Annotated in this window: 18 protein-coding genes, 1 tRNA gene and 1 other RNA gene; 10 read left to right on the top strand and 10 right to left on the bottom strand. The window is 54.0% G+C overall.

All coding sequences use genetic code 11. The features are described 5' to 3' along the window. The first annotated feature begins 55 nt into the window (after positions 1 to 55). From C8275_RS13490 to C8275_RS13460, 7 genes are all read left to right on the top strand, one after another. Complete coding sequence (locus C8275_RS13490) at positions 56 to 1,093, top strand: bifunctional oligoribonuclease/PAP phosphatase NrnA (protein WP_106625539.1); 1,038 nt, start codon at positions 56 to 58, stop codon at positions 1,091 to 1,093. Between the two features lie 87 nt (positions 1,094 to 1,180). Continuing rightward, on the top strand, positions 1,181 to 1,807 hold the full coding sequence (locus C8275_RS13485) for a DUF4827 domain-containing protein (protein ID WP_106625538.1): 627 nt from the start codon (positions 1,181 to 1,183) through the stop codon (positions 1,805 to 1,807). Then, positions 1,804 to 3,192, top strand: a complete 1,389-nt coding sequence (gene glmM / locus C8275_RS13480; protein ID WP_106625537.1) for a phosphoglucosamine mutase — start codon at positions 1,804 to 1,806, stop codon at positions 3,190 to 3,192. Before C8275_RS13485 ends, glmM begins: the two co-directional genes overlap by 4 nt. A 49-nt stretch (positions 3,193 to 3,241) precedes the next feature. Continuing rightward, positions 3,242 to 3,643, top strand: coding sequence for a DUF6769 family protein (locus C8275_RS14675; RefSeq protein ID WP_157948286.1), 402 nt, complete (start codon positions 3,242 to 3,244; stop codon positions 3,641 to 3,643). Positions 3,644 to 3,778: 135 nt separating this feature from the next. Next, positions 3,779 to 5,023 (top strand): efflux RND transporter periplasmic adaptor subunit, encoded by a 1,245-nt coding sequence (locus C8275_RS13470; RefSeq protein ID WP_106625535.1) that lies wholly within the window; start codon positions 3,779 to 3,781, stop codon positions 5,021 to 5,023. A 15-nt stretch (positions 5,024 to 5,038) separates the two neighbouring features. Further along, positions 5,039 to 8,149: an efflux RND transporter permease subunit gene (locus tag C8275_RS13465; RefSeq protein WP_022384355.1), complete on the top strand. Its 3,111-nt coding sequence runs from the start codon at positions 5,039 to 5,041 to the stop codon at positions 8,147 to 8,149. Next, the gene (locus tag C8275_RS13460; RefSeq protein WP_106625534.1) at positions 8,146 to 9,324 is read left to right on the top strand and encodes a TolC family protein; all 1,179 of its coding nucleotides are present in this window, start codon (positions 8,146 to 8,148) and stop codon (positions 9,322 to 9,324) included. Before C8275_RS13465 ends, C8275_RS13460 begins: the two co-directional genes overlap by 4 nt. Before the next feature lie 101 nt (positions 9,325 to 9,425). Here C8275_RS13460 and ssrA read toward each other — a convergent pair. The 5 genes from ssrA to C8275_RS13435 all read right to left on the bottom strand — a co-directional run bounded on the left by ssrA (position 9,426) and on the right by C8275_RS13435 (position 12,882). After that, positions 9,426 to 9,824: a transfer-messenger RNA gene (gene ssrA / locus C8275_RS13455) on the bottom strand. A gap of 86 nt (positions 9,825 to 9,910) precedes the next feature. After that, complete coding sequence (gene rny / locus C8275_RS13450) at positions 9,911 to 11,446, bottom strand: ribonuclease Y (RefSeq protein ID WP_022384357.1); 1,536 nt, start codon at positions 11,444 to 11,446, stop codon at positions 9,911 to 9,913. 106 nt (positions 11,447 to 11,552) lie between these two features. Next, positions 11,553 to 11,852, bottom strand: coding sequence for a cell division protein ZapA (locus C8275_RS13445; RefSeq protein ID WP_157948285.1), 300 nt, complete (start codon positions 11,850 to 11,852; stop codon positions 11,553 to 11,555). Positions 11,853 to 11,881: 29 nt separating this feature from the next. Further along, positions 11,882 to 12,175, bottom strand: coding sequence for a hypothetical protein (locus C8275_RS13440; protein ID WP_106625532.1), 294 nt, complete (start codon positions 12,173 to 12,175; stop codon positions 11,882 to 11,884). Positions 12,176 to 12,258: 83 nt separating this feature from the next. Next, positions 12,259 to 12,882 (bottom strand): hypothetical protein, encoded by a 624-nt coding sequence (locus C8275_RS13435; protein WP_106625843.1) that lies wholly within the window; start codon positions 12,880 to 12,882, stop codon positions 12,259 to 12,261. A 217-nt stretch (positions 12,883 to 13,099) separates the two neighbouring features. Here C8275_RS13435 and C8275_RS13430 point away from each other — a divergent pair, with 217 nt between their 5' ends. Both C8275_RS13430 and uxuA read left to right on the top strand, forming a co-directional pair. Further along, positions 13,100 to 13,588: a DUF4890 domain-containing protein gene (locus C8275_RS13430; protein WP_106625531.1), complete on the top strand. Its 489-nt coding sequence runs from the start codon at positions 13,100 to 13,102 to the stop codon at positions 13,586 to 13,588. Between the two features lie 220 nt (positions 13,589 to 13,808). Then, the gene (uxuA, locus tag C8275_RS13425) at positions 13,809 to 14,999 is read left to right on the top strand and encodes a mannonate dehydratase (RefSeq protein ID WP_199881938.1); all 1,191 of its coding nucleotides are present in this window, start codon (positions 13,809 to 13,811) and stop codon (positions 14,997 to 14,999) included. 110 nt (positions 15,000 to 15,109) lie between these two features. Here the strand turns inward: uxuA and C8275_RS13420 are convergent, their stop codons facing one another. From C8275_RS13420 to rsfS, 5 genes are all read right to left on the bottom strand, one after another. Beyond that, positions 15,110 to 16,252: a uroporphyrinogen decarboxylase family protein gene (locus C8275_RS13420; RefSeq protein WP_106625530.1), complete on the bottom strand. Its 1,143-nt coding sequence runs from the start codon at positions 16,250 to 16,252 to the stop codon at positions 15,110 to 15,112. After that, positions 16,252 to 17,319 (bottom strand): hypothetical protein, encoded by a 1,068-nt coding sequence (locus tag C8275_RS13415; protein WP_106625529.1) that lies wholly within the window; start codon positions 17,317 to 17,319, stop codon positions 16,252 to 16,254. The genes C8275_RS13420 and C8275_RS13415 overlap by 1 nt, the downstream gene beginning before the upstream one ends. Positions 17,320 to 17,570: 251 nt before the next feature. Beyond that, positions 17,571 to 18,416 (bottom strand): phosphatidate cytidylyltransferase, encoded by an 846-nt coding sequence (locus C8275_RS13410; RefSeq protein WP_106625528.1) that lies wholly within the window; start codon positions 18,414 to 18,416, stop codon positions 17,571 to 17,573. Between the two features lie 16 nt (positions 18,417 to 18,432). Beyond that, a complete protein-coding gene (gene ftsH / locus C8275_RS13405) occupies positions 18,433 to 20,490 on the bottom strand; it encodes an ATP-dependent zinc metalloprotease FtsH (protein WP_022384366.1) in 2,058 nt (685 codons plus the stop codon). Positions 20,491 to 20,497: 7 nt separating this feature from the next. Next, positions 20,498 to 20,848, bottom strand: a complete 351-nt coding sequence (gene rsfS / locus C8275_RS13400) for a ribosome silencing factor (protein WP_022384367.1) — start codon at positions 20,846 to 20,848, stop codon at positions 20,498 to 20,500. A gap of 298 nt (positions 20,849 to 21,146) precedes the next feature. On the opposite strand from rsfS, the gene C8275_RS13395 reads away from it, so the two are divergent. Continuing rightward, positions 21,147 to 21,217: transfer RNA gene (locus C8275_RS13395), tRNA-Gln, on the top strand. The last annotated feature ends 222 nt before the right edge of the window (positions 21,218 to 21,439 follow it).

Genomic DNA, 21,439 nt, shown 5'->3' with positions numbered 1-21,439 from the left:
TGAAGAAAATTAAAGTACCTTTGCAGGCTATAATCAAAGAATGAAACATACGACTATGCTGACCAAAGTTATTCCGCAAGCCAAGATAGACCATCTGAAGAAGTGGTTGGACCGTGCAGAGAAGATTGTGATCGTGGCGCACGTCGCCCCCGACGGCGATGCCATCGGTTCTTCCCTCGGACTGTATCATTACCTGGAGGAACAGGGCAAGACGGTGACTGTCATCGTGCCCAACGCCTTCCCGGATTTCCTGCGTTGGATGCCCGGCTCCAAGGATATCTTGCGTTATGATAAATACAAGGAGTTTGCCGACGAACTGATTGCCGGCGCCGATGTGTTGTTCTGCTTGGACTTTAACGCCTTGAAGCGGCTGGACAAGATGGCGGATGCCGTGGCTGCCTCGCCGGCACGCAAGGCGATGATTGACCACCATCCCTATCCGGAGGAGTTCTGCCGCATCACGATTTCCCATCCCGAGATTGCCTCCACGTCGGAACTCATCTTCCGCCTGATTTGCCGGTTGGGCGATTTTGAAGAGATGAGCAAGGAGAGTGCCGAGTGCATCTACACGGGCATGATGACCGACACGGGAGGCTTCACCTACAACTCCAACAACCGTGAGATTTACTTCATCATCAGCGAACTGATAGCCAAGGGAATTGACAAGGATGCCATCTATCGAAAGGTGTTCAACACCTATTCGGAGAGCCGTCTGCGCCTCATGGGTTTCATCCTGTATGAGAAGATGGTGGTCTATCCCGAGTTCTGTTCGGCGCTGATTACCCTGACCAATGCCGAGCAGCAACGCTTCAACTATGTGAAAGGCGATTCGGAAGGATTTGTCAACATCCCCCTGTCCGTGAAGAACATCCGCTTCTCGGCTTTCCTGCGTGAGGACCGGGATGCCGGCATGATCAAAATCTCCCTCCGTTCGGTCGGCGATTTCCCCTGCAACAAGATTGCGTCTGAATATTTCAATGGCGGTGGGCACCTGAATGCGTCGGGAGGAGAGTTCTATGGCAGCATGAGCGAAGCCGTTGATTTATTCAAGCGTGCCTTGGTGAAATACCAGGATGAGCTGATAAAAAAATAGTTATAGAAGTATAATAGTCATAGAAAAGAACGACGGTCAATATCCTGTTTTATTACTTTTGCGACATTAATATAGAAACGAATCTGGATGAAAAAGTTAAGTTACCTGCTGCTTGCCTTCTTCGCGTTGGGACTGGTGTTCCAGGCCTGTGATGACACGGAGACGTATGCTGAAAAGAAGGAAAAGGAACGCAGATGGATTAGTAATTACATCTCTGCCAACAATATCAAGGTCATCAGTGAGAATGAATTTTATGCCAACGACACCACGACGGACGTGTCGCGGAACGAGTATGTCTATTTCGACGACAGCGGTGTCTACATGCAGATTCTCAAGCGCGGTGATGGCGAACTGATGCGCAACGGCGAACGTGCCGAGTTCCTTCTGCGTTTTGTGGAAGTGCTGGTGGAGACAGGCGACACGATGTCGACCTCGAACCTCATCGGTACGAACTCCTATGACGTGATGATGTGTTCCAAGAGCAGCGGCGAGTTTACCGCCTCGTTCACCGAAGGTAACATGGCTTCCAACTACGGACAGTCCGTTCCGACAGGATGGCTCGTCCCGTTGAACTACATCAAGCCCGCCGTCCAATTGCCCAACGGAGACCTGGCACGTGTGAGAGTGATTGTTCCCCACAGTGCCGGACATCAGACGGCTTCGTCTTATGTGGCTCCCTACTATTATGAAATCACTTACCAGAAGAAACGATGACACTCATAAAATCCATATCAGGCATACGGGGTACGATAGGCGGACAAGCCGGTGACGGGCTGAATCCGTTGGACATCGTGAAGTTTACGGCTGCGTATGCCACCCTGGTCCGTCGGACCCATGCGACAGAAAGCAACAAGATTGTGGTAGGCAGGGATGCACGCATCTCCGGTGAAATGGTGCGGAGTGTGGTGTGCGGCACCCTGATGGGAATGGGATTTGACGTGGTCGACATCGGCCTGGCTTCAACCCCCACGACCGAACTGGCTGTGACCATGGAAGGTGCCTGTGGCGGAATCATTCTGACGGCCAGCCACAATCCCCGTCAGTGGAATGCCCTGAAGCTGCTGAACGAGCACGGGGAGTTCCTCAATGCTGCCGAAGGCAATGAGGTGCTCCGCATCGCCGAGGCGGAAGACTTCACCTTCGCCGACGTCGATTCGCTGGGCAGCTATCGCACGGACTCCACTTATGACCAGAAACACATCGACCGTGTCCTCTCGCTGAAGCTGGTGGATGTGGATGCCATACGCCGTGCCCGCTTCCGTGTGGCACTCGATACGGTCAACTCGGTGGGTGGCATCATCCTGCCCAAGCTGTTGGCTGCGCTGGGTGTAGAGACCGTGAAGACGCTCTATGGCGAACCGACCGGCGATTTCCAGCATAATCCCGAGCCGTTGGAGAAGAACCTGGGCGACATCATGTCCCTGATGCGTGAAGGCAGCTACGATGTGGCATTTGTGGTTGACCCTGACGTGGACCGTCTCGCCATGATTTGTGAGAACGGAGAGATGTTCGGCGAAGAGTACACGTTGGTCTCTGTGGCGGATTACGTACTCAAGCACACTCCGGGCAATACGGTGTCAAATCTCAGTTCGACACGTGCCCTGCGCGATGTGACCCGTTCCTACGGACAGCACTACTATGCCGCGGCAGTAGGAGAGGTGAACGTCGTGACCAAGATGAAAGAGGTGAATGCCGTTATCGGAGGCGAAGGCAATGGCGGGGTGATTTATCCCGAATGCCACTACGGCCGGGATGCACTGGTAGGCATCGCCCTCTTCCTGAGCCACCTGGCACATGAAGGGAAAAAGATGAGCGAGCTGCGTGCCACCTATCCGCCGTACTTCATCGCCAAGAACCGTATCGACCTGACTCCCGGCACCCCTGTGGATGCCATCCTGGAGAAAGTGAAAGAGTTGTATCATAACGAAGAAATCAACGATATCGACGGGGTGAAGATTGACTTCCCCGACAAGTGGGTACACCTGCGCAAGAGCAATACCGAGCCCATCATCCGTGTCTACTCCGAAGCTGCGACTCCTGAAGCCGCCGACGAGATAGGGCGCAAGGTGATGGATGTCGTTTATTCGTTGACCAAATAGAATAAGGAAGGAGGCAGGCAGACGAGCGTGCATCCATCGACAAGGGGCCATGAAAAAGAAAAGATACTTCGCATGGATACTGTTTTCAGTATGCCTGGTCATGCTGGTGGCGGCGGTCTTCCCGCATCATCACCACGATGACCTGACACTCTGCATGCACTATGACCTGCAGACGTGTTGTGACGCGGAGTGCCCCGACAGTCCCCACCATCACGGAGGCCGTGATTGCGGAAACGCCTGTGTCACCTCGTTCTGCTGTGACGCCCCTCATCCTTCCCATCTGATTTCCCCTCTCTTTTATTTCATCGTAGACCTGGGTATCCGGGCTGACGCGTACAGGCTTTCCTTGTCGGAACGTGTCGTCGACGGGGATACCTGTGCCTATGTCGAACGCCTCCATCCATTGGACGTGCAAGCCGTCGGCGGATGGCGTGCTCCTCCCTGCGTGTAAACTTGTTGGAAGACGACAGGCAATTCCCGTTGCCTGCGGTTTATCATTTGCAACGGGGTTGCAACGGGACTGGTTTATCTTTGCCGTTGTGATGCCCGGGATTATCATACAAACATTTTTATACGCACCAATCTTATGAAAAAACTATATCTGTCGCTTGCGGCTTTTGCAGGCGCATTGCTTGTTTCGCTGTCGTCCTGCGGCAGTGGAACCGCCCATGACGGGCATGAACACGAACATGAACACGAACACATACACGATGCCGAAACCGAAGCACATGCCCATGAGGCGGAAGAGGAGCATGACCATGCCCATGAGGCGGCTGAGCCTCACGCTCATGGAGAAGGTGAAGCACACGGCGATGAAATCATTCTGACTCCCGAGAAGGCAAAGGCTGCCGGCATCGTGGTGCGTCCTGCTGAAGTCGGGACGTTCCGTCAGGTAATCCGCACAAGCGGAGAGGTCCTGGCAGCCCAGGGCGACGAAGCGACCGTCGTGGCAACAACGGCCGGAACGGTCTCGTTCCCTGTTCCCATGGTAGAAGGTAAGAGTGTGGGCAAGGGAGCCTCCCTGCTGGTGGTCTCCGCCCGTCACTTTGCGGAAGGCGAACCTGCCGAACGCGCCCGCATCGCTTATGAGGCCGCCAAAGATGAATACGACCGTGCTTCCAAACTGGTGGAGAGCGGCATCGTGTCACGCAAGGAGTTTGCTGCCATCAAGGAGACTTACGAGAATGCCCGGTTGGGATATGAAGCCCTTTTGTCGGGTGCTGGCAAGGCGGGACAGCGTGTCCAGGCTCCCATCAGCGGTTATGTGAAGTCCTGCCTGGTCAAGGAGGGGGACTACGTGACCGTGGGACAGCCTCTGATGACCCTCACGCAGAACCGTCGTCTGTTCCTTCGTGCCGAGGTGTCGGAACGGTATTACAAGTATCTTCCCGGCGTGGTGTCTGCCAACTTCAAGACACCGTACGACGACCGTGTCTACGCCCTCGACGAGCTGCGCGGACGGGTCCTGTCGTTCGGCAAGTCGACGGACACCACCCAGTTCTACCTGCCGGTCACATTTGAATTTGACAACCGGGGCGACGTCATTCCCGGTTCGTTTGTCGAGATTTACCTCCTGTCCGGAGAGATGGAGAATGTCATCGCGCTGCCCAAGAGTGCCATCACCGAGGAGCAGGGCATCCATTTCGTCTACCTGCAGGTGGATGCCGAAGGCTATAAGAAGCAGGAGGTGAAGTTGGGAGCTGACAACGGACGCGAGGTACAGATTCTCTCCGGTGTGAAGCCCGGCGATAAGGTTGTCGTCGAGGGCGCTTATCATGTGAAGCTCGCTTCGGCAAGCAATGCCATTCCTGCCCATACGCACGAACATTAATCGGAGGAACTGCGTATGCTGAACAAGATTATACATTTCTCACTCAACAACCGCATCCTTATCCTGGTTGCTTCCGTGTTGTTGATGGTGGGCGGTGCCTATACATCGTTCCACACCGAAGTGGATGTGTTCCCCGACCTCAATGCGCCCACGGTGGTGGTCATGACCGAAGCCAACGGTATGGCAGCCGAGGAAGTGGAGCAACTCGTGACTTTCCCCGTAGAGACCGCAGTCAACGGGGCGACCAATGTACGTCGCGTGCGTTCGTCGTCCACCAACGGCTTCTCTGTCGTCTGGGTGGAGTTTGACTGGGGAACGGACATCTACCTGGCTCGCCAGATTGTGTCGGAGAAGTTGGCCATCGTCAGCGAGGAGCTGCCCGACAATGTGGGCAATCCGACACTCGGACCACAGTCGTCCATCCTGGGCGAGCTGATGATTATCGGACTGACAGCCGACAGCACCTCGATGCTCGACCTGCGTACGCTTGCCGACTGGACCATCCGTCCACGCCTGCTCTCCATGGGCGGTGTGGCACAGGTTGCCGTGTTGGGCGGAGACATCAAGGAGTACCAGATTCGGCTGGACCCGGCACGCATGAAACACTACGGCGTTACCCTGCCCGAGGTGATGGCTGCTACGCGCGACATGAATCAGAATGCCAATGGAGGAGTCATCTATGAATACGGGAACGAATACATCGTGCGCGGTGCCTTGTCATCTACGGATGTGGACGAGCTGTCGCGTGCCGTCGTCAAGCGGGTAGGCGATATGCCTGTCACCCTGGGCGATGTAGCCCATGTCGGTGTCGGGGCACAACAGCCCAAGCTGGGCTGCGCCTCTGTCGAGGGCAAACCTGCCGTGCTCATTACCGTCACCAAGCAGCCCAACACCGGTACGCTCGACCTGACCGAAAAGATTGATGCCTCGCTTGCGGACCTGCAGAAGAACCTGCCTGCCGACGTGAAGGTGTCGACCGACATCTTCCGCCAGTCGCACTTCATCGAGAGTTCCATTGGCAATGTGCGCCGCTCGCTCTACGAAGGTGCCATCTTCGTGGTGGTGATTCTGTTCCTCTTCCTTGCCAATGTGCGTACGACCCTGATTTCACTGGTCACCCTGCCGCTCTCGCTGGTAGTCTCTGTGCTGGTGCTTCACTGGATGGGCATGACCATCAACACCATGTCGCTCGGCGGTATGGCGATTGCCATCGGTTCGCTGGTCGATGATGCCATTGTCGACGTGGAGAATGTCTGGAAACGTCTGCGCGAGAATAAGATGAAACCTCTGGCGGAACGTCAGTCGGTAATGGACGTCGTGTTCCACGCCTCGAAGGAGGTACGTATGCCGATTCTCAACTCTACCCTGATTATCATCGTCAGCTTCGTTCCCCTGTTCTTCCTCTCCGGTATGGAAGGGCGCATGCTGGTTCCGCTGGGCATCGCCTTTATTGTGGCGTTGGTCGCTTCGACCGTGGTGGCACTGACGCTGACCCCGGTGCTGTGCAGCTATTTGCTCGGACGCGAGAAGGGGGAGGGATTGCCTAAGGAAAGTTTCGTTTCCGTGTGGTTGCGCAAGTATTATGCCGTCGCACTTGAGTGGGCATTGCGCCACAGCAAGGCGGTCCTGGGTACGACCATTGCCGTGTTCCTCGTAGCCTTGGGCTTCTTCTTTACCTTGGGCCACAGCTTCCTGCCATCCTTCAACGAAGGCTCGTTCACGATCAATGTCAGCTCGCTGCCGGGCATATCGCTCGAAGAAAGCGATAAGATCGGACGGCAGGCAGAGGAGTTGCTGCTCTCTATCCCCGAGATAAAGACCGTCGGACGTAAAACCGGTCGTGCCGAACTGGACGAACATGCCCTCGGTGTGAATGTGTCGGAAATCGAAGCTCCCTTCGAACTGGGTGACCGCTCGCGTGAAGAGGTGCTGGAAGAAGTACGTCAGAAGTTGAGCACCATCACCGGGGCGAACATTGAAATCGGGCAGCCTATCAGTCACCGCATCGACGCCATGTTGAGCGGTACGCAGGCCAGCATCGCCATCAAGCTCTTCGGTACCGACCTCAACAAGATGTTCATGCTCGGCAACCAGATCAAGAACGCCATTGCCGATGTGGACGGGGTGGCCGACTTGAACGTGGAGCAACAGATCGAACGTCCGGAGCTGAACATCGAACCCAAGCGGGAGATGTTGGCGAAGTATGGCATCACGTTGCCCGACTTCCGCGAGTTCGTCTCCGTGAACATGGCAGGAGAGGTCGTTTCGCAGGTTTACGAGTCGGGCAAGTCGTTCAACCTTGTCGTCCGTACGGAGGAAGACTACCGGAACGAGATGGAGAAGGTGCGTAACCTCATGATTGATACCCCCGACGGACAGAAAGTCCCCCTGACATATGTGGCCGACGTACGTTCCGCATCCGGACCGAACACCATCAGCCGTGAGAACGTAAAGCGGAAGATTGTCATCTCCGCCAATACCTCCGGACGCGACGTGCGCAGCGTGGTCAATGACATCCAGCACCGCATTGACGAAGAAATCAAGTTGCCCGAGGATTACCACATCGAGTATGGCGGACAGTTCGAGAGCGAACAGGCGGCATCGCGTACGCTGCTGCTGACCTCGCTCATGAGCATCGTCGTCATCTTCCTCATCCTCTATACGCAGTTCAAGAGTGCCGCACACAGTGCCATCATCCTCATCAACCTGCCGCTGGCATTGATTGGAGGAGTGTTCGCACTGGTCGTTACCACCGGGGAAATCAGTATCCCTGCCATCATCGGACTCATCTCTCTTTTCGGTATTGCCACGCGTAACGGTATGTTGCTCATCTCCAATTACCACCATTGGCAGGATGAAGGCATGTCGCTCCATGACAGTATCCTTCACGGTTCGCTCGACCGTTTGAATCCCATCCTGATGACGGCGCTCTGCTCGGCATTGGCAATGATTCCGCTGGCCATTCATGGCGACCTGCCCGGCAATGAGATTCAAAGTCCCATGGCAAAGGTCATTCTTGGCGGACTGCTGACGTCTACTTTCCTCAACGGCTTCATCATCCCCATCGTCTATCTGATGATGAATCGCCGACGTACGTTGAACCCTCAACAGCAAAGTGAACAATGAAAAAGATATTCCTGACTGTTGCGCTCTGTTTGGGTGTTGCCGGGCTGTATGCACAGACCGGCAGCATCGAGCGCGTGCTGAAAAGCATCGAACAAAACAACCGTGAACTCCGGGCAGGCGAAGAAGCTGTCCGTGCCGAGAAGCTGGAAGTGAGAAACGAGAACAACCTGGAAGACCCGTCAGTGAGCTATTCCCGCAAGTTCGGCGAGGAAGACGGAATCGGCCCTGAAATGGAGTTGGAGGTGTCGCAAGGCATTGACTTCCCCACGCTCTATGCCCAACGTCGTGCCTACGGCAAGTTGCAGGGGCGTGCACTGGATTTGCAACACGCCGTGCTTCGTCGTGATATCCTGTTACGTGCCAAGGAGCTGTGTCTCGACCTGATCCGTCTCAACCGCTTGCAGGACCTTTATGCACTTCGTCTGAAGAATGCCGAAGAGCTGAATGTGCTCTTTGAAAAGCGGTTGAAGGAAGGAGACGCCAATATCCTGGAAGTAAATAAGGTGAAGATGGAGTTGATGAACGTGCGTGCTGCCATGGCAGAGAACGGGGCCGATCACCGTACAGCCCTCCAGAACCTGTTGGCGATGAACGGTAATATGCCCTTGGAATTCAATGAGACAGTCTATCCGCTTGCCCCAGAGCTGAAAAGTCTTGATGCGGTGAGGGATGAAGTGTTCGGTTCCGATTACGGACTACGCCAGGCGGAGGCCGGTTCAGAGGCTGCCCGTAAGCTCGTCACGGTAAACAAGCATGGCTGGTTGCCGAAGTTGGAAGTGGGCTATGGTCGCGAAGGAGGCAAGGGCGAGATGCTCAATGGCTTCATCGTCGGTGTGTCCGTTCCTCTCTTCAATAACCGTGGAAAGGTGAAGGCTGCCCGCGCCCGTCAGCTCAGTGCGGAACTGGAGCAGGAGCAGGCTGCCCAACAGCTGGAGGCAGATGTGCAATCGCTTTTCAATGAGGCAGTCAGCCTGCGTCAGTCCATCCAGGCATATGATACAGACCTGATGACCCGTACCCTTGATGCGCTGAAACAAGCTGTAGAATCGGGCCAACTCTCCGTCATCGACTATTTCACCGAGGCTGAGACCGTCTATGCCAATCAGGAACGCCTGGCAGACCTGGAGAACCGTTTCCAGAAAGCCGTCGCACGGTTATACAAGAACAGTCTATAAGGAAACTGATGTACTTCCCGGTTAGTTAGCCTCTGAGGAGGCTTGAGTATCCACAAAAAACGCGAGAGACAGACTGAATTTCAGTCTGTCTCTCGCGTTTTTTGTGGACCTGGAGGGAGTCGAACCCTCGTCCAAACGAGGAAACCATACGCTTTCTACATGCTTATCTCTGCCTTCGGTTTTCGTGCGTAAGCAAGACCAGAGCCACCCACTTGCGCCTTAGCCTTTAAAGTTTCATCGTAGCCCCAAGGCCGGACTGCGACTATCCCCGATTTGACTGCACCACTGGACCGGAATGCTTCGGAGCAACAGCTTCCGAGTGATGTCTCGTTTCCACACCTTGTGCGGAAATAAAGTTAATCTACTGTACTTCGATTAAGCAGCGAGAGCGTAGTTGTTTTCGCCAGATAATTGTTCGGTAACTGTGATTTAAGTGCTAATCACCGACGCACTGCATGCTTACATACCATTTCTGCCCGCTGTCAAATCCAAACAAGCCCAGAAAAAAATGTAGCCCTCTTCCACCGAAGAGGGCTACAAATATAGTAGCTAATTCTTATACTACCAAATTTCTTGCATATTATTTTTATTTGGCGAAGCTGACGGCACGTGTTTCGCGGATGACCGTAATCTTTACCTGACCCGGATAAGTCATCTCATCCTGAATCTTCTTGGCGATTTCAGTAGAGAGCTGTTCCGTCTGCTTGTCATCAATCTTGTCTGCTCCGACAATCACGCGCAGCTCACGGCCAGCCTGGATGGCGTATGTCTTGGTGACACCCGGATAGGAGAGAGCCAGCTGTTCCAAATCGTTGAGGCGCTTGATGTAGGCTTCCACGATTTCGCGGCGTGCGCCGGGACGTGCGCCGGAAATGGCATCACACACCTGTACGATGGGAGCGATGAGGGTCTCCATCTCGGCCTCGTCGTGGTGGGCACCGATGGCGTTGCAGATATCCGGTTTCTCCTTGTATTTCTCTGCGAGCTTCTGTCCCAGGAGAGCGTGTGGCAATTCGGGTTCCTCGTCAGGCACCTTACCGATGTCATGCAGCAGACCGGCACGTTTGGCCTTTTTCGGATTCAGTCCCAGTTCGGAAGCCATGATAGCACAAAGATTGGCTGTCTCGCGGGCGTGTTGCAACAGGTTCTGTCCATAGCTGGAGCGGTATTTCATCTTACCGATGAGGCGGATCAGTTCCGGGTGAAGACCGTGGATACCCAGGTCGATGGTGGTACGTTTTCCGGTTTCGATGATTTCATCTTCCACCTGTTTGCGTACTTTGGCTACGACCTCTTCGATGCGTGCCGGGTGGATGCGTCCGTCGGTCACCAGCTGATGGAGAGCCAGACGGGCAATCTCACGGCGCACGGGGTCAAAGGCAGAGAGAACGATAGCTTCGGGCGTGTCGTCTACCACGATTTCCACACCGGTGGCAGCTTCCAGGGCACGGATGTTACGTCCTTCACGGCCAATGATGCGTCCCTTCACTTCATCCGAGTCAATGTGGAATACGGTGACGGAATTCTCGATGGCAGTTTCCGTGGCAACCCGTTGGATGGTTTGAATCACGATGCGTTTTGCCTCCTTGTTGGCGGTCATCTTGGCATCGTCCATGATGTCATTGATATAGGATTGTGCCTGGGTCTTTGCCTCTTCCTTGAGAGATTCGACCAGTCTTTCTTTTGCTTCCTCGGCAGACAGTCCGCTGATGGCCTCCAGTTTCTCACGTTCTTGAGCCTGCAGACTTTCCAGTTCTTCCTTTTTCTTGTCGATCACCACCAGTTGGTTCTCCAAGTTGGCTTTGATGGCATCCGCTTCGTTGCGTTTACGCTGTACCTCCTCCTGGCGTTGGCTCAATACCAGTTCGCGTTGTTTCAGCTTGTTTTCCGCCTGTTGGATGCGTTGGTTGCGTTGTGCCACCTCTTTCTCCAGGTCAGCTTTCTTATTCAAGAACTTTTCCTTTACTTCCAGAAGCTTGTTCTTTTTGATGACTTCAGCTTCAGTCTGTGCCTCTTTCAGGATGCTGTTATACTTTGATTTCATGACGTATCTGAAAATCGTATAACCAATCACCAACCCGATGACGAGCGCCACAAGTGATGTTACTATCGTTAAAACCATTTTACTAAGAATTTATAATAAAAAAAGCGCATCACTCCTTTCAGGAGGACACTTCCCTCCTGAACATGAAGTCATGCGCGAATATCTTTATTCAAAAAAAAAATGTCTACCCGGCGTTTGTCTCCGTCTGTTCTTCGCGGAAGCGTCCTTCGAGCTCCCGTGTCAGTTCGGCCAGTTTCTGCCGGTAGGGTTCCGTATCGTTGAGGCTTTCCATGGTCGTCAGTTGGAAGGCGAGGTCAAAAGTCACCATCGCAATGTAGTCTTCCCGCATGCCGCCGGGGACCCGCTCCCGATACTTATTTACTCGTTCATTTATCATTGTGGCCGCCTTCCGGTAGAGTTCCTCATCCTTCCGGTTGATGGACACTCCGTACTTGCGGTCGGCAATGTCTAAATGAATTATCATTTTTTCCTTATCGTTCATCATACATCCTTTTATCCGTTCAATAAAGCGATGCATTTATCGATTTCACGCACTAGTTTGGCCAGCCTCTGTTTGGTATCATGCGACTCGTCGTCGTTGATACTGATGATTCGGGCGGCCTTTAAATTGGCATAGTCGGTTTCCGATTGCTGACAACGTGTTTGCAAAGCCTTGATTTCTTCTTCTTTCTGAAGAAGTATCCGGCGGAGGGATTCGTTTTGCTGCTTCAAAAGGTCATACTGATAGAGCAACTGACGAAAACGAGCCTCAAAGATGTTGAGTTGTCTTTTATCTTCTTCCGTCATGATGAAACCAATTTGTCACACAAATATAGGCTTTCTTCGCGAACTACAAAAGAATTTTGCCGGATTTGTGAGATTTGCCTATGCTAATCGTCATTTTTCGGCTTGGGCTCTTTCTTGGCGAGCATGACGATGTTGAAGGCATATTCGCTCATCCATTGGGCGGAATATCCCAGGGTGTGCTGGTATTTGCGGATGTTGCCACAAGTTTTCCGTACGGCATCGTCCTTCCACTCATAGCGGGTCAGGATGTCGTTGACGGTTTTGGTCGTGAGCTGGTAAAGGGTTTTCTTGAAGATGCTGGGCATGCGGAACTTCCACTTCATCAGGGTGCCGACACACATCATCAGGTCTTGGCTGAATCCCTGGAACATGAAGAGGTAGTTGCGGATGTCGTTCACCGTGCGGCAGTTCTTCTTGATGGAGGCATCGATTTCCTTGAAAAAGTCGTCGCTCAGCCCGTAAATCTCCTTGAGCATTTTCTTGCTGCGGCTCTTTTCGGCAATTCCCAGCTTGTTGTTCTGCGTGGGTACTTTCAGTGTACGTTTGAACACGGCAACATCGGGCAGGAACGCGAGGTTGGTGATACCCAGGTTGCACGCCATGACCGACTGGTAATACACCCGGATGAGGGTCATGAAGTCTTCCATGCCGCCTACCTTCTCTTCTGTATCGTTGGTTTTCTTTTTAAATATGTCGAGTAATCCCATATAAGTTACGATGTAAAACAAATGATTTGCTGTGCAAAATTAACAGATTCTGTTTAAAACGACAATTCTTCGGCTTTTTCTTTATCATTTGACTGAACTTTTCAAAAGGTGGACGGGTCTTCTGAATAGAAGGACGTACGGGGTGACTGTATGTCGGGGACGGGACTTTGTGGACGTCGTTACGAGAATTGTCGTATCATTAAAAACAACAGATAGTATGAAAAAATTAATTTTATTCCTGACTGCCCTCCTGTGTCTGGGCATTCAGGCGGAAGCGCAGCGTCCGGAACGCGGCAAACGTTTGTCACCGGAAGAGATGGCGGAACAGCGTACAGCTTACATGGTGCAGAAGTATGGGTTGAATCAGGAGCAGACCAACCGTCTCTTTGAACTGAACAAGCAGCAAATGGAGCAGATGATGCAGCAGCGTCCGCCACGCATCTCCCGAGACTCACTCCGGAAGATGGACAAGGAGGCACGCAAGGCGTATCAGAAGACAATGAAGGAACAGGGAAAGAACCTGTTCGAGAAGATGAAAGAGCGGGAAGAGGCTTACCGGAAAGCATTGAAGGAGATTCTGACAGCCGAGCAGTTTGCGGCATTTGAGAAAGACGAACAGGCGCGTCGCGAGCGTCGGGAGGCTCCCCGCCAGCGGCGTCCGGAACGTCCGCGTGATTTCCCCGGTGAGGAAGAGGACGACTTCTGACAGTAGAAAAATCCGGCAGCGAACAGGAAGAGCACGGTCATTGGGACGGTTGTAAGAAAGGGGCTCTTCCTTTCGCTGCTGTTTTTTTGCCGGTTTCAGGGACGGGGACACATTTCGTCTGCCGTCCCTGTGCGTTTGTGGGGAAATAGCTGTATTTTTGTGCGTACTACGACGAGATGTTTCTCAAGAGGATTTAATTACTACATACAGATAGAACATTATGATGGAAAAGACATGGCGTTGGTTTGGGAAGAAAGATCCCATCACGCTTTCGATGTTGCGCCAGATTGGCGTGGAGGGTATCGTGACGGCACTGCACGATGTGCCCAACGGTGAAGTTTGGACCGAAGAGGCTATCCGCGATTTGCAGTCGTACATTGAAGCGCACGGTTTGCGCTGGTCGGTCGTGGAGAGTCTGCCGGTGTGTGAAGCCATCAAGTATGCAGGACCGGAGCGCGAACAGCTGATCGAGAACTACAAGGTGAGTCTTGCCAACCTGGGGCGTTGCGGGGTGAAAACCGTCTGCTACAACTTTATGCCGGTGATTGACTGGGTGCGCACGGACTTGCAGCATCCATGGCCCGACGGGACCAGTTCGCTCTATTATGACCGCATCCGTTTCGCTTATTTTGATACGAAGATATTGGCACGACCGGGGGCAGAGGCAGACTATACGGAAGAGGAGCTGCGCCGGGTGGCGGAGCTTGACCGGACCATCACGGAAGCGGAAAAGGACGAGCTGGTCGACACCATCATCGTGAAGACGCAAGGCTTTGTCAACGGGAACATCCGTGAGGGGGACAAGAATCCTGTCGCCATCTTCCGTCGGTTGCTGGCACAATATGAGGGTATCGACCGTGCTGCGTTGCGCGAGAACATGCGCTATTTCCTGGCAGCCATCATGCCCGTGTGCGAGGAGTATGGGGTGAACATGTGCGTGCATCCCGATGACCCTCCGTTCCAGATACTCGGTCTTCCGCGTATCGTGACCAACGAAGAGGACATCCGCTGGTTCCTGGAGGCGGTGGACAATCCTCATAACGGGCTGACGTTCTGTGCCGGTTCGTTGAGTGCAGGGACGCACAATGACACCCGTGAGCTGGCGCGTCAGTTTGCACGGCGGACGCATTTCGTGCATCTGCGCAGCACGGAAGCCATGCCCGGAGGCAATTTCATCGAGAGTACTCACCTGAGCGGACGTGGGCATCTGATTGACCTCATCCGCATCTTTGAACGCGAGAATCCCGGTCTGCCCATGCGAGTGGACCACGGACGCATGATGCTGGGCGACGAGGACAAGGGATACAATGCCGGTTACTCGTTCCACGGGCGTATGCTGGCTCTTGCCCAGGTCGAAGGCATGATGGCAGTGGTTGCCGACGAGATGGCACGGGGCATCCGGGTGGATTGACCCGGAGCAGGTGACTGTCTGAAAAAACGGACGACGCGGACTTTCCGTCGGACCCCGGTTGCGGGGCGGCGGGAAATCCGCGTCGTTTGTGTAGGGGTGCGGTTGCCGGTCTACTGGCAGACGGCATGGATACGCCGGTAGGCTTCTGCCTGTTCCTCGGGGGTAGGGCAGTAGGTGACGACGATGAGTTTCATGCCCGGCTCCCAGAGTTCCCTGACTTTGGCCTCTATCAGGTCCGGCGTGCCTACGATGCGGGCATTCAGTATGACACCGGTACCGGCGAAGGTGTCGGCAAAGCCATCGGTCGGATTGGCGCCGGGGTCAGTCGCTTTGGAGAAGGCTCCGTCCGCCATGCGGATGCCGGGGATGGACACGATGTCGTCCTTCTTGTCACTCCAGTTACCGCAGGAGTGGAACACCGTACCGCCGAATGCATTGCCGGCTTTGACCATGGCGGGGACAGCCATACCGGTGTACAGGTCGGGCGAAAGCATGGTGACGGTGTCATCGCTCATGCCCAGTCCGTCGAACATGCGGCTGGAGGCAAACCCGTGTCCCGGTTTCACGAGGGCATCGCCGATGAGGCGTTGCTGGGTGCGGGTGAAATCGATGAGCAGGTCTGCCGTACGCTCCATGGCCTGCCGCATCGAGTCGGGGTCGAGGTAGAAGTCCAGGTAGAACTGGTTGGAGTCGATGATGTTGCTCAGGGTGTTGAGGGGTGACTGGACGTCGCAGTAGGACAGGGGCAGGCGTCCTTGGGTCTCCTCCAGGAAATACTGTATCATGCGGAGTGTGTGTCTGCCTGTTTCCGTCTCTTCCACCGGACGGAAGGGGGCAGCCAGCAGCTCGGCAGTGGACGGGAATTTGCCGTCTACTGCCGGAGCCAGGTCTTTCTCCCAGACGTAGCCGAATCCGTAAGCGGCCGCTACGGTCCCCAGTCCATACCACGGCTCTAGGAAGTTGGGGACGTCGGCATCGAAAGCCATGCTTTGTTTCAGGGCACCGAGTTGCCAGTGGAGGGAATGTTCCATGTTCCGGCAGTCGCCGGCAAAGACTTCCTGCACACGCATGCGCCGGTAGACCAGTACGCCTGACGGGGCTTCCCAGAAAGCCTTGCAACGTTCTTCGAGCCGGGCGGCATAGTCGGCGTAGGCCCCAAAGTCAAATGCTGCCGGACTGAGTGGGGTGACGGCGGTCGCCTGTGAGTCGGCGAGTGAAGCGTCGAATGTATCTTCCATTCTCATCCGTTCCATCAGTCTTTGAACAAGGTTTGCCGGCACTCCTCGGCAATGTCGAAGATGGCACGTACCTGTTCGTCGCGTACCTTGTCGTCCATATTGATGCAGCAGATACCGGTCTGGTAGGGATCTTTCGACTGCATCACACGTTCCTTGATGATGCCTTCCAGTTCGCTGCGGGTGTAGCTGTTCAGTTCCACGGGGTTCAGACGGATGTTGAAGAAGGTGTTGGGCAGCGCCTCACGCAGGAGGTGTACATCACCTCCCCAGCCCAGGTCGAGGAAGTCCAGATGAGGCACCTTGGCGAAGTTCTCGGCGTGCCGGTGCGGGTCTTTGCCGCAGTAGTGGATGCCATAGGGACGGTACTTCATGCTCCATTCCACATCGATGGGCAGCAGGTAGTCGTGGTAGTCCTCGGTGGATATCATCGTGTGCGAGCATTCCGAGTGGAGATAGAGCGGTGCGTCGAGCAGGCGTGCGAGCCGGTTGACCGAGATGGAGGTCGTTTTTGTTTCACTATATATATAGGTGAAGAAGCGCTCCACGACTCGTGCGATGGCAGCAAAGTAGGCTTTGGTCTTTTCCGGTTCCATAATCATGTCCATCAGGATGCTCTCGCCCTTGAGATCGATGGCAAGGTTGAGGACGCCTCCCCAGTTGATGTCGCCGCAGACATAGCCGTACTTGGCCTTCAGCTCTTCGATGAGATGCTGGAGCTTCTTGAAGGCAGGGCTTTGGAAGGCAGCCTCTTCGTCCACGTCGAAGCCTTCCCGATGGGCGCAGATGACTTGCGGTGCCGAGTTGGCTGTGTATTCGATGTTGCACCCCAGCATCTCCGAGAGCAGGTAGCCGGCAGCCAGATGGACGGCACCTATCTGAGGCAGGTCCTTGTCATAGTCTGCTCCCAGACCGTATTCGCCGAAGCGGTCGTGCAGTTCCTGTTCCATGCGGCGTTCATCTTCCACACGGCGGAGGGGGTTGTAAAAGAAATCTTCATCGAAAACGATGCCTGTATGTTTGTTCCACCAGGACGGGTGAAACACGATGTCGACGGGCAGTTTATGCGTGCACAGTTGTTCCATAGTCAATTCGTGTGAATTATAAGGTTAGTAATCAGAAATAGCAAGGTAGCTTCTGCAAATGTAGGAAATCTTTTGATTGACTTTCCGTTGGACGGTGATAAAAATAGGAGTGATTGATAAAAGTCTTGACATCTCCTTCCGGAAACAGCGGACGCGGACGATGCAGGTCGCGTCGTCTCTTGTTGCGTCAAGAAAGACGGAGCCTGTATCGTCCGCGTCGGAAAGATGAATCTATGGAGATGGAATGGGGGTCAGGAGAGGCTGATTGCCTGCAGGTAGAGCACTGTCGCAGGAACCGCCAGCAGGGTGCTGTCGAAACGGTCAAGCATGCCGCCGTGACCCGGAAGGATGTTGCCCGAGTCCTTGATGCCCAGCTGACGTTTCATGAGCGACTCCACCAGGTCGCCCCATGTGCCGAAGACCACGACGGTCAGTGCGAAGCCTACCCATTGTGCCGCCGTGAGGAAGGGGAAGAAGTGTGCCATGACCAGTGAGACAAGGATGGAGATGACCCCTCCGCCAATCGAACCTTCCCACGACTTCTTGGGCGAGATGCGTTCAAAGAGACGATGCTTGCCGAACAGCATGCCCGTGCAGTAGGCTCCCGTGTCGTTGCTCCAGTTGAAGATGAAGACGGACAGCGGAAGGATGGCATTGAAGCTGACGGGCGAGCTCTCCGACAGGTCGGTATTACGCTGGAACGCCAGCACACAAAGCAAGGCAAAGGGCAAGGCCACGTAAATCTGACTCAGGAACGAGTACGCCCAGTTATTGAGGGGACTGCTCTGTTTGCGGTAAAGTTCGCTCACAAACAGGTAAATCAGAATCAGCAGGTAGGGGATGAAGATGCGGGCGTCCGATGCCTCGGTGCAGTAGCAGAAGAAGGCAAGGAACAGCAGCACACCGCCCATGGTGGTGATGAACGGGTTGACCGATACGTCTTCCTTGCTGTTCACCAGCCGGGCAAACTCCCACAGAGAGAGACCCGTGATGAGGGCGAACAGCAGTCCGAATGTAAACGGGCTGTAGAGGATGCCGCCGATGAGGAGGACGACAAACAGTATGCCCGTGATGCTTCTTTGTATGAGATTGTTCACAGCGTTTGTGTTTTGGTTATTCTTTCACTTCCGTAGCTTCGCCCTCGGCTATCTTCCGGTCGATGGCTGTGTCTTCGGGCTTCTTTTCAGCCGACGGTTCCGGTTGGGCGGACTTGTCGTCCGTCTGTGCGGGAGTCTCTGTCTCTTCCGGTTGCGGCTCAGAGTCGGCAAGGATTTCTTCCGAACGCGAAGCCCACGGACGTTTGCCGAAGATGTGCTCAACGTCTTCCGCGAAGATGACTTCACGTTCCATCAGCAGGTCTGCCAACCGGTTGTGGCCTTCCTTGTGTTCGGAGAGGATAGCTTTGGCACGTTCGTATTGCTCTTCCACCATCTTCTTCACTTCCTCGTCGATGAGTTGCGCCGTGTTCTCACTGTAAGGCTTGTTGAACGCATACTCGTCGTTGTTGTAGTAGCAGAGGTTCGGCAGACGGTCGCTCATGCCGGCATAGGCAATCATGCCGTAGGCCTGTTTGGTCACACGTTCCAGGTCGTTCATGGCTCCGGTGGAGATATGGCCGACGAAGAGCTGCTCGGCAGCACGTCCGCCCAGGAGGGCACACATCTCGTCGAGCATCTGCTCCTTGGTGGTAATCTGACGTTCTTCCGGCAGGTACCAGGCTGCACCCAGGGCACGTCCGCGAGGCACGATGGTGACCTTGATGAGCGGGTTGGCGTGTTCGAGGAACCACGAGAGGGTGGCATGTCCTGCCTCGTGCAGGGCGATGGTGCGTTTCTCGTTCTGTGTCATCACCTTGGTCTTTTTCTCCAGACCGCCGATGATGCGGTCGACGGCAGAGAGGAAGTCATCCTTGCTGACTGTCTTCTTGTTATGGCGGGCAGCGATCAGGGCTGCTTCGTTGCAGACGTTGGCGATGTCGGCACCCGAGAAGCCCGGGGTCTGACGTGCCAGCAGGTCTACGTCCACCGTGCTGTCAATCTTGATGGGACGGAGGTGGACACCGAAGACCTCCTTGCGTTCGTTCAGGTCCGGCAGGTCGACGTGTATCTGACGGTCGAAGCGGCCGGCACGCAGCAGTGCCTTGTCGAGGATGTCCACCCGGTTGGTCGCTGCCAGGATGATGACACCGCTGTTTGACCCGAAGCCGTCCATTTCGGTCAGCAACTGGTTCAGCGTGTTCTCACGTTCATCGTTCCCACCCATCGACGGGTTCTTGCCACGGGCACGACCCACGGCGTCGATTTCGTCGATGAAGATGATGCACGGCGACTTCTCTTTCGCCTGACGGAAAAGGTCACGCACACGTGATGCACCTACGCCGACAAACATCTCCACGAAGTCCGAACCGGAGATGGAGAAGAACGGAACGTCGGCTTCACCCGCCACAGCCTTGGCGAGCAGGGTCTTACCTGTTCCCGGAGGACCTACCAGCAAGGCACCCTTGGGAATTTTACCTCCCAGCTCGGTGTATTTCTGGGGCTTCTTCAGGAAGTCCACGATTTCCTGTACCTCTTGCTTGGCTTCCGCCTGTCCGGCAACATCCTTAAAGGTCACGCGGTTGGCGCTTCCCTTCTCAAAGAGCTGTGCTTTGGACTTGCCGACGTTGAACACGCCGGACCCACCGCCTGAGCCGGTTCCCATGCGTCGCATGAAGAACATCCAGATGGCAATGATGAGGATGAAGGGGAGCAGGTTGATGAGGATGGACATCATGTAGTTGCTCTTCTCCTGATAGTCGATGGTGATGTCTGCCCGGTCGGGGTGGTTGGCCTTTTCCTCTTTCAGGAACTCTTCCAGGCTGTCGGTCGAGCCGATGCGTGTATTGACCATCGGGCTTCTGCCGATTTTCTCAACCGGGATTTTCAGCACTTCGGGTGCATGTTCGGGTTTGATGTATACGTCGAGCGAGTTGTCGTTGTAGGCGACAATCTTGTTGACGTATCCTTTTTCTACATAGTTCTGGAACTCGGTGTACGTGATGCTCTTCTTGATTCCTCCATCCTGGTTTGTGAGGTAGAGGATACCGAGAATCACGATGATGAGGGCGTAGAACCAATTCAAGTTGAATTTGGGGCCCCCGTTGTTGGCTTTCGGATTCGTATTGTTGCTCATAGTTGTCTTAGTCAATGTCCGGAATAGTGATTAGTTGGGCATCTTCCCAGAGATGTTCCAAGTCATAGAATGCGCGTGGGGCAGGCAGGAAGATGTGTACCATGACGTTGGCATAGTCGAGTGCCACCCATTGGCAGTTCTCCAGTCCGCAGACGTTGAGCGGCTTTTCATGGGTCGCCTGTCTGACGGTCTCATAGATGGATTCGGTGATGGCTTGTATCTGACTGGGGGAGTTTCCTTGGCAAATCACGAAATAATCACAGATGGAATCTTCGATATCGGTGAGGTTGGCAATGACGATGCCTTTTCCTTTTTTTTCTTGAATACCTTTGGTTATGTTCTCTAGCAGTTCGTTCATTCTAAAAAATGGTTACTATTTAATATTTTAATCCGTGCTGAAATACGGATTACAAAGATACATGGATTTGTGAAATAGCTAAAGATGCAACCCATAAATGTGCCTTGTTTTTTGTATTTTTTGAGAATGAATCTTGTCATTTTGTCCATCTTCTCCGGAAGGCTGCCGGATTGCCTCCCGCTTATACACCTTATTATATGGAAATGGGGATGGACAAAAATTTTTTTGAAAAAAATCTCCCCAGAGTATTTGCATGTATCAAAAATGTTGTATCTTTGCAGCGTCAAAACAAAAACAATGGGCTATGGTGTAATGGTAACACTACAGATTCTGGTCCTGTCATTCTTGGTTCGAATCCAGGTAGCCCAGCGATAAAAAAGGAATACATCAACAGATGTGTTCCTTTTTTTAGTAGTACGCTCGGCATGAGTGTTGTCTAACGGGTGCAAGTCCCGAGTAAGCCCTAATAGCGGGAATTACATAGCCCCAGGCAAGGGTGTTCATCGCGAGGTGAAATCTGAAGGAAGCCGTCGGCAAACATCTGGCCTAACGAACAGAAACTTCATACAAGGCATATGACCGTGGGTAAGA

Origin of the sequence: Bacteroides sp. Marseille-P3684 (assembly GCF_900291465.1) — a bacterium.
Classification (GTDB): domain Bacteria; phylum Bacteroidota; class Bacteroidia; order Bacteroidales; family Bacteroidaceae; genus Phocaeicola_A.
The sequence above is the reverse complement of the archived record's forward strand: the minus strand, read 5'-3'. Positions and strand labels throughout refer to the sequence as shown.

What these genes read in the sequence shown, in the direction of transcription:
- C8275_RS13490 (WP_106625539.1), top strand. Translation starts at nt 56, where the DNA reads ATGCTGACCAAAGTTATTCCGCAAGCCAAGATAGACCATCTGAAGAAG.
- C8275_RS13485 (WP_106625538.1), top strand. Translation starts at nt 1,181, where the DNA reads ATGAAAAAGTTAAGTTACCTGCTGCTTGCCTTCTTCGCGTTGGGACTG.
- glmM (WP_106625537.1), top strand. Translation starts at nt 1,804, where the DNA reads ATGACACTCATAAAATCCATATCAGGCATACGGGGTACGATAGGCGGA.
- C8275_RS14675 (WP_157948286.1), top strand. Translation starts at nt 3,242, where the DNA reads ATGAAAAAGAAAAGATACTTCGCATGGATACTGTTTTCAGTATGCCTG.
- C8275_RS13470 (WP_106625535.1), top strand. Translation starts at nt 3,779, where the DNA reads ATGAAAAAACTATATCTGTCGCTTGCGGCTTTTGCAGGCGCATTGCTT.
- C8275_RS13465 (WP_022384355.1), top strand. Translation starts at nt 5,039, where the DNA reads ATGCTGAACAAGATTATACATTTCTCACTCAACAACCGCATCCTTATC.
- C8275_RS13460 (WP_106625534.1), top strand. Translation starts at nt 8,146, where the DNA reads ATGAAAAAGATATTCCTGACTGTTGCGCTCTGTTTGGGTGTTGCCGGG.
- rny (WP_022384357.1), bottom strand. Translation starts at nt 11,446, where the DNA reads ATGGTTTTAACGATAGTAACATCACTTGTGGCGCTCGTCATCGGGTTG.
- C8275_RS13445 (WP_157948285.1), bottom strand. Translation starts at nt 11,852, where the DNA reads ATGATAATTCATTTAGACATTGCCGACCGCAAGTACGGAGTGTCCATC.
- C8275_RS13440 (WP_106625532.1), bottom strand. Translation starts at nt 12,175, where the DNA reads ATGACGGAAGAAGATAAAAGACAACTCAACATCTTTGAGGCTCGTTTT.
- C8275_RS13435 (WP_106625843.1), bottom strand. Translation starts at nt 12,882, where the DNA reads ATGGGATTACTCGACATATTTAAAAAGAAAACCAACGATACAGAAGAG.
- C8275_RS13430 (WP_106625531.1), top strand. Translation starts at nt 13,100, where the DNA reads ATGAAAAAATTAATTTTATTCCTGACTGCCCTCCTGTGTCTGGGCATT.
- uxuA (WP_199881938.1), top strand. Translation starts at nt 13,809, where the DNA reads ATGATGGAAAAGACATGGCGTTGGTTTGGGAAGAAAGATCCCATCACG.
- C8275_RS13420 (WP_106625530.1), bottom strand. Translation starts at nt 16,252, where the DNA reads ATGGAACGGATGAGAATGGAAGATACATTCGACGCTTCACTCGCCGAC.
- C8275_RS13415 (WP_106625529.1), bottom strand. Translation starts at nt 17,319, where the DNA reads ATGGAACAACTGTGCACGCATAAACTGCCCGTCGACATCGTGTTTCAC.
- ftsH (WP_022384366.1), bottom strand. Translation starts at nt 20,490, where the DNA reads ATGAGCAACAATACGAATCCGAAAGCCAACAACGGGGGCCCCAAATTC.
- rsfS (WP_022384367.1), bottom strand. Translation starts at nt 20,848, where the DNA reads ATGAACGAACTGCTAGAGAACATAACCAAAGGTATTCAAGAAAAAAAA.